General features: G+C 23.8%; 15 protein-coding genes. 11 read left to right on the forward strand and 4 right to left on the reverse strand.

Going from position 1 to position 16358, the window contains the following annotated elements:
- Positions 1-283 precede the first annotated feature (283 nt).
- Positions 284-1012 (forward strand): hypothetical protein, encoded by a 729-nt coding sequence (locus tag N3A58_07230; protein MCX8059190.1) that lies wholly within the window; start codon positions 284-286, stop codon positions 1010-1012.
- Positions 1013-1095: 83 nt separating this feature from the next.
- The gene (locus tag N3A58_07235; GenBank protein ID MCX8059191.1) at positions 1096-1380 is read left to right on the forward strand and encodes a hypothetical protein; all 285 of its coding nucleotides are present in this window, start codon (positions 1096-1098) and stop codon (positions 1378-1380) included.
- Here N3A58_07235 and N3A58_07240 read toward each other — a convergent pair.
- Complete coding sequence (locus tag N3A58_07240) at positions 1321-2079, reverse strand: hypothetical protein (protein ID MCX8059192.1); 759 nt, start codon at positions 2077-2079, stop codon at positions 1321-1323. The two genes, N3A58_07235 and N3A58_07240, sit on opposite strands and share 60 nt — an antisense overlap.
- 76 nt (positions 2080-2155) lie before the next feature.
- The gene (locus tag N3A58_07245) at positions 2156-3070 is read right to left on the reverse strand and encodes a bifunctional methionine sulfoxide reductase B/A protein (protein MCX8059193.1); all 915 of its coding nucleotides are present in this window, start codon (positions 3068-3070) and stop codon (positions 2156-2158) included.
- Between the two features lie 261 nt (positions 3071-3331).
- Here N3A58_07245 and N3A58_07250 point away from each other — a divergent pair, with 261 nt between their 5' ends.
- From N3A58_07250 to galE, 7 genes are all read left to right on the forward strand, one after another.
- The gene (locus tag N3A58_07250; protein MCX8059194.1) at positions 3332-4648 is read left to right on the forward strand and encodes an ATP-grasp domain-containing protein; all 1317 of its coding nucleotides are present in this window, start codon (positions 3332-3334) and stop codon (positions 4646-4648) included.
- A 19-nt stretch (positions 4649-4667) separates the two neighbouring features.
- Positions 4668-5759 (forward strand): AIR carboxylase family protein, encoded by a 1092-nt coding sequence (locus N3A58_07255; GenBank protein ID MCX8059195.1) that lies wholly within the window; start codon positions 4668-4670, stop codon positions 5757-5759.
- A gap of 122 nt (positions 5760-5881) precedes the next feature.
- On the forward strand, positions 5882-6487 hold the full coding sequence (locus N3A58_07260) for a hypothetical protein (GenBank protein MCX8059196.1): 606 nt from the start codon (positions 5882-5884) through the stop codon (positions 6485-6487).
- 15 nt (positions 6488-6502) lie between these two features.
- Complete coding sequence (locus tag N3A58_07265; GenBank protein ID MCX8059197.1) at positions 6503-7363, forward strand: hypothetical protein; 861 nt, start codon at positions 6503-6505, stop codon at positions 7361-7363.
- A 343-nt stretch (positions 7364-7706) separates the two neighbouring features.
- Positions 7707-9770: a lysine--tRNA ligase gene (lysS, locus tag N3A58_07270; GenBank protein ID MCX8059198.1), complete on the forward strand. Its 2064-nt coding sequence runs from the start codon at positions 7707-7709 to the stop codon at positions 9768-9770.
- 24 nt (positions 9771-9794) lie between these two features.
- Positions 9795-10658 (forward strand): laccase domain-containing protein, encoded by an 864-nt coding sequence (locus N3A58_07275; protein ID MCX8059199.1) that lies wholly within the window; start codon positions 9795-9797, stop codon positions 10656-10658.
- A 29-nt stretch (positions 10659-10687) separates the two neighbouring features.
- Positions 10688-11722 carry a UDP-glucose 4-epimerase GalE gene (galE, locus tag N3A58_07280; protein MCX8059200.1) on the forward strand — a complete coding sequence of 345 codons (1035 nt, stop codon included), beginning with the start codon at positions 10688-10690 and terminating at the stop codon, positions 11720-11722.
- Here the strand turns inward: galE and N3A58_07285 are convergent.
- A complete protein-coding gene (locus tag N3A58_07285; protein ID MCX8059201.1) occupies positions 11719-12675 on the reverse strand; it encodes a zinc metalloprotease HtpX in 957 nt (318 codons plus the stop codon). The two genes, galE and N3A58_07285, sit on opposite strands and share 4 nt — an antisense overlap.
- Before the next feature lie 93 nt (positions 12676-12768).
- Positions 12769-13575: a Nif3-like dinuclear metal center hexameric protein gene (locus tag N3A58_07290; protein ID MCX8059202.1), complete on the reverse strand. Its 807-nt coding sequence runs from the start codon at positions 13573-13575 to the stop codon at positions 12769-12771.
- A 140-nt stretch (positions 13576-13715) separates the two neighbouring features.
- On the opposite strand from N3A58_07290, the gene N3A58_07295 reads away from it, so the two are divergent.
- Positions 13716-15668, forward strand: a complete 1953-nt coding sequence (locus tag N3A58_07295; protein ID MCX8059203.1) for a beta-lactamase family protein — start codon at positions 13716-13718, stop codon at positions 15666-15668.
- A 122-nt stretch (positions 15669-15790) separates the two neighbouring features.
- Entirely contained in the window at positions 15791-16333 is a 543-nt protein-coding gene (locus N3A58_07300; protein ID MCX8059204.1) for a DJ-1/PfpI family protein, read from the forward strand.
- Positions 16334-16358: the final 25 nt, after the last annotated feature.

Here is a 16358-nt window from a genome sequence, read left to right on the forward strand (position 1 = left end):
ATTTCTTTTTCCTGATGAAAAAGCCAGTCTTAGTTTCCAAATGTGGGATTTAAAGTTTTAGGTAATCTCCTTAATAACTTGTTGATTACTGGTCTTAGTTTCCAAATGTGGGATTTAAAGCCATACTTGGCAGATACTTGTTTTAGGAACTTCCTAGTCTTAGTTTCCAAATGTGGGATTTAAAGTTATAAAGAATTCATATGATGAAATCTTAGCTAAGAAATTAGCTAAGAAAGAGAATGATTTGAAGTTTGTTTATAAAAATGATTAAAATTTTTTAAAGATGAAAAAAATAAAAACATTTTTTGATAAAAATATTAAAGATTTAAATAAATTTTTAATTATAGGTTCTGGATTTTTTGGTTTTAAAGCATTAAAAAGGCTTAGTGAAAAATACAATAATTCAGAATTTATTATTGTTGATAAATCTCAAGAAAAAATAGTTGATTTAAGAAGAAATATTGATATTAAAAAGAATAAAATTGAATTTATTGTTGAAGATGCATTGGAGTTTCTATCAAAATCTAATTTATCTGATAATTTATGGATAATACCAGCAGTTCCTTTTCATTTAGCATATGAATTTTTACTTAAGAATCTTTCATCAAGAAATATAAATTTCAAATTAAAAATTAATTATAAAGATATATTAAATATTTTACCTAATTACCTTAAGATTATTGAAAGAAATAATAATATTTATTTAAGCATAGCAGACTTTATTTGTCCAGATGATTGTCCAGAACCAACTCAAAAATGTTATTATACTGGTAAAACTAGAGTAGGTAATTTATATGAAATAATTAATAAATCAATTCCAGAAAAATATTATGCAATAATATACAGAAGTTTTCAATTAGCACCTGGAGTTGGGGGTTATCCACTATCTAACTTTTATAGTGGATTTAATTTTTTGATGGATTTGAGGTTAGAAAAAGAAGATGAAAAAAATATTATCATTGGAACTGCTTGTAGGTGTCACGGTGTATTAAGTTTTCTTAATTTAACTTAAATTTAATATTTGAAAAATTAATATTAATATACTAAGATTAATTTATACTGTTAAAAAATATTAAATTTTAATAAGGAGTTATTATGTTAATTTATTCTTTTATTTTATGGATTCTTGCAATTGTGATTAAAATTTTTGCTATAGTTTTTGCAGGTGGATTTAATTCTGTAATGTTATTTTATGATCCTCTATCAATTATTTTTGATTTTGGTATTACAATTTTGATTATTCTTACTTTTATAAGACCTGCAAAACTTATAGAATATATTAGGATAACAATAAAAGAGAAAAGTATAGAAAAAAATATTTTATTGGATGATTCCAATTATTACTTCGAGTGTTGCTTTCTGCCCTTTTATATCAATTGATTCATCAGTTTCAGGATTATAATTAGCAGGTGCATCTATTTTTATTCTTATCTTTATTACATCACTTTCATATGCTTCTGATTGTTCGGTAGCATTATTGTTAGAAGGGTTAAAACCTTTACTTTTTAGAAATTCAGCAACTTTCTTTACTGCATTGTTAATATCTGTGTAGTCATTGGTTGATAACTCAATTGAAGTTTTTATAGATTTACCTTTTATTGTCATAACATCATTTTCATCACTATTCCAATTGAATTCAATATCTGAAGGATTAGAAAAGGTAAAACCTAAAGAAGACATTATTTCCTTTATTAATTCGTCCATTTTTTGAGTTGCAGTTTTAACTCTTTGGTACTGCTGTTCTCCTTTATTAAATGATAAAATTTGATTGACTACTGTTACATTTTTAAAAATTTCTTCTTCTCCTGTACTTAGTTTAATAATGATGTCACTTCCTTTAATAGACCAAGTTCCATCTGAAAAAGGTTTTCCATCGAGGTATGAATAAAATAGTCTTTCTTCTCCTTCTTTTTGAAAACTAATTTGTTGATAATAACCTTTTATAGCTTCCCAATCACCTAAAATTGATTCTTCATTTAAAGATGATTTTTTTGTACATGAATAAAATAGTAAAAAAATTAAAGATGAAATTGCTAGTATTAAAGAAAATAAAACAAATAGCTTATTAAATTTTTTCATTTATTCTCCTTTATAAAATTATTTTTTTATTAAACCTTATTTGAAAAAATAAATCAAGGAAAATATTTAAAAAATTTTACTCTTTATTGAAAATATTTCTTCTATAGTGACAATATGGAACTTCATTAAGTTTTTGATAATAGTCTTGATGATACTCTTCTGCTTCAAAAAATTGAGAAGCTTTTCTTATTTCTGTTGCTACTTTATAGTTATTATTTATTAGTAAATATTTTATTTTTTCTGCAATTTCTCTTTGAAAATCAAATATATAAAATATAGCACTTTTATATTGCTCGCCAATATCAGGTCCTTGGCCATTTTCTTGTGAAAAATTATGTATTTCAAAAAAATATTTTATTAGATCCTCTTCTTTTATTTTAAAAGTATCATAAATTACCATAACAGTTTCAAGATGTCCTGTTATGCCTCTACAAACCTCTTCGTAAGTTGGGTTTATTTTATGGCCCCCCATATAACCAACTCTTGTATAAACAACCCCGTTAAGTTTTTTAAAAAGTTCTTGAACCCCCCAAAAACAACCAGCTGCAAAAAACATTCTATTTAATTTTATCTGATTATTCTCTTTTATACTATTTTGGTAAATAAAATTTAAAGAAACTGAATTTACACAATGCCTAGTATTTTTAGATGTGAAACCTTCTCCATAAAAAATATGGCCAAGATGAGAACCACAATAGGCACATAAAATCTCAGTTCTTCTTCCGTCTGCATCAGGTTGTTTTTTAATAGCTCCTGGTATTTCATCATCAAATGCAGGCCATCCACAACCAGATTTAAATTTATCTTTTGAAGTATAAAGGGGTATTCCACAATTTTTGCATATATAAATTCCCTCATCAAAAAAGTTTTCATAGATTCCACTAAATGGAGCTTCTGTCCACTTTTCAAACAAAACTTTTTTCTCAAAATCTGTAAGATTTTTGTTTATAATTTTTACATTTTGTTTATTATTTATTTTATTGTTATCCATATTAACTCCCATATTTTTGATGTATAAAATTATTTTAATTAAAACAAAAAAAAAGATTAAAATTAAAAGCAGTATGTAATATTTTTTAAATTGTAAAATGTACATATTTAAATAAAATATAATTAAAAAATAAATAATATTCAACTTGTATTTATTTTTTTCATTTTAGTTATATAAATTAGTTATATAGTATCTATAAGTTTTTTAATTATAAATAAACAGGTTATAAAAAAAGAGAAAATGAAGATATAGGGGATTTGTATGCTTAAAGTTGGAGTTGTTGGAGCAGGTCAATTATGTAGAATGTTTGGAGAAGAGATAAAAAATAAGAATTTGAATTTGCTTCTTTATGCTATAGATCCAAATGATAACCCACCTGCTAAAGAATTTCTTTCTCAACATATAAAGGCAGATTATAAGGATTTTGATGAAATTATTAAACTTGGTGAAAAGGTTGATGTTATAACATTTGAAATAGAACTTGCAAATTTTAAAGCTTTAGAACTTCTGGAAAGCCAAAATAAAAAAGTTTATCCTTCATCTTTTGTCCTTAAAAATATCCAAGATAAATTTATACAATATAAATTCTTAAAAGAAAATAGTATTCCTGTCCCAGAATCAATAGAAATAAAATCTAAAGAAGAGCATGATTTTGAAAATGAAATAAAAGATATTATAAAATATTTAGGAATTCCACTTGTATTAAAAGCAAGAAAAGATTCTTATGATGGTAGGGGGAATTTTATTCTAAAAAAAGAAGATGATATTAAAAGATCTTATAAATATTTTGAAAATAAAACAATAATGGCTCAAAAGTATGTAAATTTTATTTTTGAAGTTTCTATTATAGGTTGTAGGTGGTATGATGGTTCTATAACTTTGTTCCCATTATCTTTTAATATACATGGGAAAGATTATAATATATTGGATAAAACTTTTGTCTTAAATGATAATTTGATGGAGAATTTTTGTTATGAAAATTTTATTTATGACTTTTGTAAAATTCTTTCTAAAGAGGAAAGTAAAGAGATAAAATATTTTGATATTAAAAAGGTTAAAGAGAAAGCATATAAAATAGCATATGATGTTATAAAAGCTTTTAATTCTTATGGAGTTTTAACTATTGAAATGATGGTTGAAATTAATGATAATCATAAAAATGATAATATAAATATTTATGTAAATGAGATAGCTCCAAGAGTTCATAATAGTGGACATTACTCTATCGAAGGATGCAATATTTCACAGTTTGAAGCTCATTTAAGAGCAATTACATGGGAAAATAAAAAAGTACCTTTTCTTAAAAAAAATTTTGTATGTATGTTAAATATTTATGGTAGTAAAAATGATTCTGGTAAGTTTAATATTATTTATGAAAATAATGGAGTAGAGAAAATAATAGAAGGGACTTTAAAAGTTGATGATAATATCTTTGTACATAATTATATGAAAACAGAAGTTAGACCATATAGAAAAATAGGTCATATAACTATTTTAAGTTCTCCTAATGAGGATCTTCTAAATTTTTATGAAAGAATTTTAAAAATAAAAGATAAAGTAAAAATAAAAATATTATAAATAAAATATTTGGTGGAATATGAAAATAGAGATAAGGACAGGTTCAGATTCTGATATATCTCATATTAAAGAACTTATTAATCTTCTAAAGTTAGTTGGTGTTGATTTTGATTTAAGGGTACTTTCAGCTCATAGAACACCAGAAAGAATGATAAATGAAGCAAGAAAACTTGAAAAGAAGGGATTTATCTTATCTGTTGCAGTTGCAGGTGGTTCTGCACATCTTCCTGGGATGACAGCATCTGAGACTTTATTGCCAGTTTTAGCCATACCAGTTTTGACAAAAAATTTTAATGGTCTGGATTCTCTTCTTTCAAGTTTACAGATGCCTGAAGGTGTTCCTTTAGGTGTCTTACCTATCAATGATTCTTATTCTACATTTTTATTTATTCTTAAACTTTTAAATTATTTAAGTAGCTATATTCTTTTCGATGGAAATATTTATGAAAAATTAGTTAAAAATCTATTTGTTGAAAAAAGTGATCTTTTTCTAAATATTAGAAAAAATTTAGAAAAATTATCTAAAAAATTTAATTATCTTAAAAAATATAATGTTTCAGAAAAGATAATAATATTAATTGATGATAAGATAAAGAATAAATGTGAAAGTTATTATAAAAAAATTATTCAACAAAAGATTGATCTACAGATTAAGTTAGGAATTGAATTTTTTGTCTATCATTTTGATCCTGATAATATAGAAGATCTCCTCCTTGATATAAAGGAAAATAATGATAAATCATCTATAATTGTTTTTGAATATTTTTCTTATAATCCTTTAATTTGCAAAATTTCAAGTTCGTTGGCTAATTTAGTTGTCCATTCATTTGTATTAGATAAAGAAGAAAATATAGATTTTAATTTGCTTCTAAATATTTTTAATAAAAAAAATAAATTTGATAATGTTACAGAAAATCTATTTCCAAATGTTTTTACAGGAGTTAATAGAATAGAAAACTGTTTTCTTTTTTTACTCAAAATTATTGCTACTAAAAATAGTAAAATAAAAAACTTTCTTAAAAATTATAAAAAAGTGATGAAAAAAAAGGTAGTAAAGATAGATAAAGAAGTAAAGTTAAAAACAAAAATTAATAACTTTTTATTTTTATAGAAAAAAATATTTTATAATTTATAATATTATTGAAATTAAATATTTTATTTTTAATAATTTTATTTTTATTTAAGATTTTTGTATTAATTGTTCTATAAAAAAAATTTTTAGGTTAAACAAAAATGAGAAAAATTTTAAAATTTTTAATATTAAGTCTTTCTATAATATTAATTGTAGCTTTTATATTCTTTTTTCATGAGTTTTTTATTTATATTGGTCAGAAATTATTAATAAAAGAAATAGAACTAAAATCAGAAATTAATCCGTTGGTTATAAAAATTGAGAAGATAGAGAATGGAAATGTATTCTTTATAGCAAAGTTTCTCGATATTGATGGTAATGTTGTATATTTTCTTCAGGATTCTATTGTAGGGCAATATTTATTTGTAGATTTTCTTGTTTATAAAGAAGGTTCTAACTATTTTTTCTTTCCATATCTTGTTTTTTCAGATGTTGTTCCTTCTGATTATGGAAAAGACTTAACTAAAGCATATTTAAAAGATGGATTTCCTGAGATTTATAGAAAAAAAAATATGGATGAATTTTACATCAACAAATTGATCGAAATTTATTCAAAAGCTTTTAATAGGGCAAACTTTAAAGAAGGTTCAAAAAGTTTTGGAAATGCTCTTCATATTATTAAAAAGGTTGAGAGTATTGATTTTTCATCATATATTTACTATATATGTAATATAAAAAAAGGTGGCATAGAAGTTATAACCAAGTAAAAAATCTTAATTAAGATGAATTTTTTAAATATATTTAAATTTCTTGATTTTAAATATTTTGATTTAAGATTATCTGATTATATAAAATTCAGTGGTTTTAATATTAATTTTAAATTTATAATTTTTATAATAATTTTAACTTTTTTTTTGTTTTTATTTGTTTATATCTTTTTTGAATTAAGAATATTTAAAGGTAAAAAAACTTCTATTGATGTAGCTTATATATTTATAAAAAAAACAATAAATTATATTAAAAATTTTTTTGTTTTTATTTTATTTGTTTTTTTTATTACTATTCTTGCATTTTTATTTATTAGAATAAATCAATTTATTGAAAGTATTAATTTTAATAATAATCTTATAAAAGCTATAAAAAATCTTTCATATTCAAGAGTTATATGTGAAATAGAAATATTAAAAATAGATAAATTTAATGAAAATATTGATTTAAAAATAAACTACCTTGATTTTAATAAAGATTTAATAGAATCAAAAGAATTTAATGTTTATGGTAGAGAAGTATTTGTTGATTTTATTGTAGTTGACTTTCAGTTTAAATTAATAGAAAGTGGTGAAAAGAGCAATCTTGCTGTATTAAATAAACTTTATACAAATAAAATTTCTCCAAAAGATGGAATAGATTTAAAAAATTTTTATTTTTATTCAAAGAAACCTGAAGGTATAGAAAATAAAGATTTTGTAAGAATAATAGAATATATCGATAAGATTATAAATGATGAATATTTTGCAAAAAAAGAAGGAGTTAAAGCTTCTTTTGGCTCAAGTTTATCATTTATTCCTAAAAGTGAAGGAGACATTTTTAGAATATATGTAAATAATACGGGAGGAATAGTTTTACAAAAAATAAACTTTTAATTTAAAAATTTTAAGTAACAAATAATTAAATTTAAAATTAAAATTTTAGTTAAGAAATTATTTAAAAATTAAATTTGATTGTCGATAATTAAGTTGAATCTTCCTCCCTATAAAACATAAAGCGGACATGATAGGATAGGTTATTTGATCCCCCAAATAATCTATCCTTTTTTTGTTTTAAAATTTTTCTTTACTATTTTTAATAATCTTATTTATTTTACAAAAATAATTGTATTTCTTTAATTTTATTTGTAAAATATTTAATCCGCTTTTATATTTTTAAATTTTTAAAATTAAAAATTATAAAGTACAAAATTTATTAATAAAAGTTTAGGAGTGATGTATGATAGAGATACCAGATATGAATGAACAAGTTAAAGCAAGATTACAAAAACTTGAAGAATTAATAAAGATTGAGAAGATTGTATATAAAGAGAGATGGGATAAAGAAGATATTATTGCAAATATATTAAAAAAAGAAGAAAATGAAGAAGTTTCATGTGCAGGAAGAATTATAGCAATAAGAGAGTTTGGAAAACTTATATTTGGTCATATAAATGATTATTCAGGAAAAATTCAGTTTGCTTTTGATTTACAGAATATTGGAGAGGATAGATTTGAATTTTTTAAAAAATATGTTGATATAGCTGATTTTATTGGTATTAAAGGAAAAATATTTTACACAAAAACTAAAGAAAAAACTATTCTTGTTAAAGATTTTGTTTTACTTTCTAAAACTTTAAGACCTCTTCCTGAAAAGTGGCATGGTATAACTGATACTGAGATAAAATATAGACAGAGATATCTTGATCTAATAATGAACCAGGATACATGTGATAGGTTTGTTAAAAGAGCTAAAATGATAAAATTATTTAGAGAATATTTGGATAACCATGGTTTTATAGAGGTTGAAACACCTATATTACAAACAAAAAAATCAGGAGCTCTCGCAAAACCCTTTATTACTCATCACAATGCACTTGATATAGATGTTTATTTAAGAATAGCACCTGAAACTTATTTAAAAAGGCTTGTTGCAGGTGGGCTTGATAGAGTTTATGATTTAGGAAAATGTTTTAGAAATGAAGGTATAGATCCCTCACATTTACAGGAATTTACAATGTTAGAATTTTATGCTGCTTATTGGAATTATAAGGATCTTATGAAATTTACTCAAGACTTGATAAAATATGTTGTTGAGAATCTACTTGGGACTTTACAATTTGAGTATAAAGGAGTTAAAATTGACCTTTCAGGTGATTGGCCAGCTTATTCTTTTAGGGAATTAATTTTAAACAATTGTGGAATAGATATTAATAATTTTAAAAGTGCTGATGAATTAAGGAAAGAGATAAAGAACAAAGGTATACAGCTTGAAGATGTTGAAAATTTAGGGCTTGGGAATCTTATTGATGCACTTTATAAAAAAGTAGCAAGACCAAAAATGATACAACCTCAATTTTTAATACACCACCCAATAGATTTATCTCCTCTTGCAAGAAGAAATGATGAAAATCCAGATGTTGTTGATAGGTTCCAACTAGTTATAAATGGTTGGGAAGTTATAAATGCATATTCAGAGCTTGTTGACCCTATCGACCAAAGGGAAAGATTCATGAAACAAGCAGAAGCATATAGTAAAGGTGATGAAGAAGCTTTAGAAATGGATGAAGATTTTCTTTTATGTATGGAACATGGTATGCCTCCTATTGCTGGTTGGGGAATGGGGATTGATAGGTTCTTAGCACTTTTAACATCACAGGATAACTTAAAAGATGTTATTCTTTTTCCGTTGATGAGACCACTTAAAGAGGAAAAAGTTAAAGTTGAATCTTATGATCTTACAAAACTTAATTTAAGCAAAGAAGATGCTTTAAAAATAATGAAAGAGTATTTAAAAAAAGAGCATATGATAAAACATTCTTTAGCTTCTGCTAAAGTAATGGAGGGACTAGCAGAGTATTTTGGAGAAGATAAAGATAAGTGGTATATTTTAGGTTTACTTCATGATATAGATTATGAACTAACTGAAAATGAACCTGAAAAACATGGAATACTTACAAAAGAACTTCTTTTAAAATATAATATTCCTGAAGATATTATTAGAATAATACAATCTCATAATGAGATGACTGGTGTAAGAAGAGAATTAAAAATTGATTATGCCTTAGCAGCAGCTGAAACTATAACTGGACTTATTGTAGCAACAGCTTTGGTTTATCCAGATAAAAAGTTAGAATCTGTTTCTGTTGATTCGGTTCTAAAAAGAATGAAGAAAAAAGACTTTGCTAGAAATGTTTCAAGGGAAACAATTATGGAAATTGAAAAAGCTGGACTAAATCTTGAAAAGTTTATAGAAATAGCTTTAAATTCTATGAAGAAAATTTCACTTGAGCTTGGACTTTAACATTTGTTAGGTTATTAAAAAATAATGAAGATTAATGTAATTCAAAATATAGAAACATTTATAGTTGAGTTAAACCATCAAAACAGAAAGTATTTTGCTATTTTTACAAAAAAAGTTGTTGGTAATTTGTCATTTTCAAATACTCTTTATAGTAAAGAAGATACAATAAAAAATATAGATAATTTTACTGAAAAATATAGTTATTATTTTTATGACAAGCAGATAGTTGGGGTTAAACTTGAACATAAGGATAACTTTATTTTTTTTGAAAAGAGGATTAATGAAGATTATTTTGAAGATAAACTAATAAAAGTTAATGAGAAATTCTTTTTCATTAAGTTTGAGCTTGATGCTATTGGAGCTAAAAATAATGATATTATCCCACTCATAACTTTTGCAGATTGTATTCCTGTTGCACTTTTTGATTTAAAAAATGGTATATTTTTTTCCATTCATTGTGGATGGAAAACAACATGTTTAAATATTATTAATAAAATATTAAATTATTTGATAGAAAAATTAGGTTCAAATAGAGATGATATAAAAGTTATTGTTGGTCCTTCTATATTTTACGATTCATATGAATTTGGAGAGGGTGAAATTTCGAATTTTTATGAACAAATTTCTAAAAATATTTCAAAAGAGCAGAAAGAGTTATTAAATTTAAGGGAAAATTTTATAAAAGAAAACTTTATGATAAAAAAAGGGGACAAAAATTATTTTGATTTTAGAGGGCTTCTTTTTTATGATATAAAAAAAGAGAATATTGAGATAGTTTATTCTATTGATAAAGATGTTTTTAAAGTAAAAGAGTTTTCCTCTTTTAGAAGAGATAAAGATAAATTTATAGCTCAAGGACTTTTTACTGGGGTAAAAGATATAACTTAAAAAATAATTTAATTGAGGGGTAAAGTTTTATGAATATTTTAATAACTGGTGGGGCAGGCTATATAGGTAGTCATGTTGCAAAACAGTTGCTTGAGGATAAAAACCTTAAGATTAAAGTTGATGGTCTTACTATTATAGATAATCTTTCTACTGGTAACATGTATGCTATAAATACATTAAAAAATATAGCTCAACAAAATAATGTAAGCTTTAAGTTTATTAAAGCAGACTTAAAAGATTTTCTTCTTATAGAAGGAATATTTCAAAGTATTAATTTTGATGCTATAATTCATTTTGCTGCAAGTATAGTTGTACCTGAAAGTGTTAGAGATCCTCTAAAATATTATTTGAATAATACAGTTAATACAACCAATCTTATAAACCTATGTATAAAATATGGTGTAAAATATTTTATTTTTTCATCAACAGCTGCAGTTTACGGGGAACCTGAAATTATTCCTATAAAGGAAGGCTTTTCACCATCACCGATTAATCCTTACGGTAGAAGTAAACTTATGAGTGAAACCGTCTTAATTGATGCTGGTAAAGCATATAAAGATTTTAAATATGTTATTTTAAGATATTTTAATGTTGCAGGTGCAGATCCAGAAATAAGATTAGGTCAAGCATTTCCAGATGCTACTCACCTTATAAAAATTGCATCAGAAACAGCAGTAGGTAAAAGAGAGAAGATGTTTATTTTTGGAACAGATTATGATACTCCTGATGGGACTTGTATAAGGGATTATATTCATGTTGATGATCTTTCATCAGCTCATTTAAGAGCTTTAGAATATTTGCAAGAAAATGATAGTGATATATTCAATTGTGGTTATGGACAGGGATATTCAGTTAAGGAAGTTATCGATGTTGTAAAAAAAGTGACTAATATAGATTTTAAAGTTGAAATAACAGGGAGGAGAGAAGGGGATCCAGCGAAACTTGTTGCAGATAATAGTAAAATTACTCAAAAAATGGGATGGAAACCTATTTATAACAATTTAGAGTTTATTTGTAAAACTGCTTATGAGTGGGAAAAGAAACTCCTTAGCATTAAACTTTAACTATATTCACTTAATTTTTTAATTCTTTTTAATACATTGGGATGAGTTGTAAAAATTTCTGATAATTTTTCAATTAAAGATATTTTAATTTTTGATTCTTTCAAATTCTGTAATTCTGAAAAATCGATTGAAAAATCCTTGTTCAAATCAATTTCTTTCAATGATCTAATTTCATTCATGGCATTATTAGGATCATTTAGAAATAAAGCTTTAAATCCAGTAACAGAATCCAATGTATAATCATCTAGTTTAGTACTATAATACACTATTTTATAAAGAGCTGAAGCTAAATGTTCTGGTGAATTCCCAAATTTGATGGAGTAATAATCTGCAAAAAATTCTCTAACTCTTGATATAGCTAAAACTAATAAATTTGATATAAAATATAAAATTAGAAATAGAAAAGAAAGAGAAATTCCACCTGAAGAATCATTATTTCTTTCGCTAGAAGATCTACTACTAAAAGAGAAAAATCTAAATAGATAGTATAACAATGTAGGGATAAATGATACTAATATAGTGACTACAGAATCTCTATTTTTAATATGAGCCAATTCATGACCTATAACTGCTTTCAATTCATTCTTGTTAAGAAGATTAATAAGATTTTTTGTAAGACAGATTCTTCCATCTTTTATACTTCTTCCAAATGCAAAAGCATTTGCAATATTTATTTCAGATACACCTATTTTTGGTTTAGGTATACCAGCGTTAAAGCACATCTCTTCAACCATAGCATGTATTTCAGGGGCTTCCTCTTCTGAAAGGTATTTAATTTTATAAAAAGCTTCTATTAAATATGGAGAGATTAAGTATTGAATTAATAAAATTGCAAAAGCTATAATTGAATTAAGAATAAGTGTTTCTTGTGAGATAAGGGTAATTATTAAAAATATTATTCCAAAAAGAATACCAATTATTAAATAGAGTCTGAAAGTTAGGGACCCTCTCATTTTCCCCCTCCTTTAAAAAAATTATTTCAAATATAAAAATAATAAATTTAAAAATAAAAATAAATAATAATTTTTATGTAAAAATTAATTACCTTAAAGGATATTCTCATCATTATAAAAATAAGTTTCTACTTCAAAATTATTTTGAGTTATTTCTTTAAGATTTATTATACCAAAAATTTCTGAATAGTAGTGTCCAAGTGATATTAAATTTAGCCCTGTTTCGTAACAAAAGTCAGAAACATGGAGTTTTAATTCTCCACATATATATAAATCGCAACCTTTTTCATAAGCTTCTTTTGCATATTCTGCTGACCCTCCAGAAATAATACCAATTTTTTCAGGTATTTTTTCATTGTTTAATAAAACATTAAAACCAGAAATTTTGAAATGATTTAAATTTTTATTTATTTGTTGATCTTTTTTCTCAATTAATTTTAAATCAATAAGTGATGCGATTTTTTCATAAATTAAATCACAAATTGTTTTAATAGAATAATTTTTTACATTTATTCCACAATAACCAATATTTAGTTCATCAATATTTTCAAGATCTAATATTTTCGCAATAGTAATATTGTTGCCTATCTCTCTATGTTTATCAAGTGGTAGATGGAATGAAAAAAGAGATATATTTTTTGTAATAATATCTTTTATTTTTTGAGATTGTATTCCTGTTATTTCAAAAAAGCTTTTTCCAAAAAGACCATGATGAGTAATAATAGCATCAAAATTATTTTTAATAGCAAATTCAGCTATCTTTTTATTAAAAGAGACTCCAAATAAAATTTTTTTAATATTATCTTTCCCTTCTATTTCAAGTCCATTTTTTAAGTAATCATCAATAATATAGTCTTTAAATATTTCATTAAAAAAATTTTTTAATTCTTTTAATCTCATTTTTTAAATCACCTTTTTTTTTAAATTAATCCTTTTTTCAAATAAATTCAAATAAATAATTTAAATCATACAAAAGTATTATTTGAAAATTAAAATAAATTAAATAAAATAAAAATATTAAATTAATGAAAGGATTAAATATGAAGATAAGATTTATATTATTTATAATATTTTTTTGTATTTTAATACTCCTTTTTTCATGTAATATTGTAAATCTAGAAGTTAAGTTATATCAAGGTGATAAATTGAATCTTAAAAGGAACTTGGATAAAATATATAATGATTTTTATAATAAATTTAAAGAAGGATCATTTACTTTTTCTTTAGTTGATGAAAACGGTATTCTTTATTCAGAAAGCTTCGGTTATAAAGATTATGAGAAGAAAATTAAAGCAGATAATACAACAGGTTATAGAATAGGTTCAATTTCTAAACTTTTTACTGCGATAGCAATAATGCAATTACAAGAAAGAGGACTTCTTAACATAGATGATCCAATTAAAAAATATATTCCAGAATTTTCTATAAAATCAAGATATAAAGATGATTCCGATATTACTATAAAATCTATTATGACTCATCATTCAGGGTTACCTTCAGATTACTATTATGGGTTTGTAAAAAGTAAAGATGATGATGAAAAATTTAACTTAAGTATTTTATTTGATCTTATTAAAAGTGAATATAAGACATATCCTACAAATTTTATTTTTTCTTATTCAAATTTAGCTATATCTATTCTTGGAGAAATAATAAAGAGAGTTTCGAAAATCGAATTTAATCAATATATGGAAGAAAATATATTCAAACCATTGAATATGAAAAATACAAGTTTCTATCTTGACAATAAAACAAAAAATATTTTAGCTGATGGAATTTCAAAAGGGAAGTTAGTACCATATTATACTATAAGGGATATACCTGCTGGTAACCTTATATCTACTTCATCGGATATGGCGAATTTTATGATTATGTTACTTAATAAAGGAAAATATATTAATAATGTGATTTTGCCTGAAAAATATTTTAATAGTATGATTATAAAACAAAATGAAAATATTAAACTCGATGGAGATGTAAATATTGGATTAAATTTTTTCTTAAATAATTTTAGTTTTATAAATTATGATTTTAATAATTATGGGCATGAAGGTTATATTCCTCCTTTCTATTCACGAGTAGTTATTTTTAAAGATAAAAGAATTGGTTTATTTTATTCTTTTAGTGATGATATTTATTCTGATCAAAATAATGTAAATTATTTTAATAAAATAATTAATAATACAGTTGAAGTTGCATTTCAATATAAAGGGGATAATCTTGAGAATATAAAGAAAGTTTATGAAAAAAGATTTAATAAAACTTTTTATCCTTTTAATTATTTTTATGTTTCAAAGAATATAGAAAGAATAAAAGAGAAGGATATTAAAGAAAAAGGAGATATTTTAGATAAATTATCGGGTAATTATTTTACATTAATAGGAAAAATGAAAATTTATTTAAAAAATAAAAAATTATTTATGGAGTTTCAAAATAATCTTTTTCATTTATATCCTGTAACTTTTAAAGATGGAGATAAAAAATTATATGAGAATTTAAATTTAGAAGAGGGTATTTTATTAAAAGCAGATGTTGTTATAGGAGGTATTTTTTATATTTCAGGAAATAAAGCAGGAGTTCCTCTATTTAAGATATTTGTTAAAGATGGAGTTAAATATTTATCAATTTGCTCTATTGTAGATGATAAGCTTTATTGTGATACTGCAGTTGGAAGAGAATTTGAGAAAAAAGAGATTCCTAATTTTGTTAAAAATTATTTAGGTTTATATGATCCTGTTGTTTCAAATGAAAATATGAAAACATTTTTTTCAGAAGATAAAAATGTTAAAAATATTTTGGTGATAGAGGATGGTTATTTGCTTTTTAAATTTAACTTTATGGGGCAAAAATTCAATTTTTATCTTTATCCTGTTTCTGAAAATGAGTTTATAGTAATGGGTGCTGGCAGAATGTCTATGGATACTTTATTTTTATATGAAAAAGATGGTAAAAAGTTATTAAGGTGGAGTGGTCTTGAATTTATTAAAAAATAAGATAATATAAAAATAAAAGAAACAATATAAAATGAGCTATAATAAATAAATTAAAATTTATAAAATTAAAACTTTAAATTAAAGATATTTATTAAAAAATTTTGAATGGAGGTGATAAATTTATGTATCTTTTTATAGCAGGTAATGGTTTTGAGGATATTGAAGGCCTTGCAATTATTGATGTTTTAAGAAGAGCTGATATTGCTATAGAAACTTATGGGGTTGGAGATAATAAAATAAAAAGTAGAAGCAATGTTGTATATTTATTTGAAAAAACTTTTAAAAAAGTTGAAGATGTAGATATTAATAAATATGAAGGTATACTACTTCCAGGTGGTCCTGGTACTAATGATTTAGTAAATAATGAAGAGATAATAAAACTTATAAAAAATTTCTATAAAGAAAATAAACTTATATATGCTATATGTGCAGCTCCAATTTTACTTGATAAAGCAGGAATCTTAAATAATAGAAAATTTACTTCATATCCAGGTGTAGATATTAAAAATGGGACTTATATTGATGAAAAAGTTGTAGTTGATGGGAATATAATTACTTCAAAAGGAGTTGGTACCGCTATTGATGGTGCCTTAAAGCTTGTTGAAATAATAAGATCAAAGGAAATTGCAAAAGAGTTAGCAAAAAAAATGGTATATTATTATTAATCAAGTTCTTTTATAAACTATAAAT

This window comes from Spirochaetota bacterium (assembly GCA_026415295.1).
Lineage (GTDB): Bacteria > Spirochaetota > JAAYUW01 > JAAYUW01 > JAOAHJ01 > JAOAHJ01.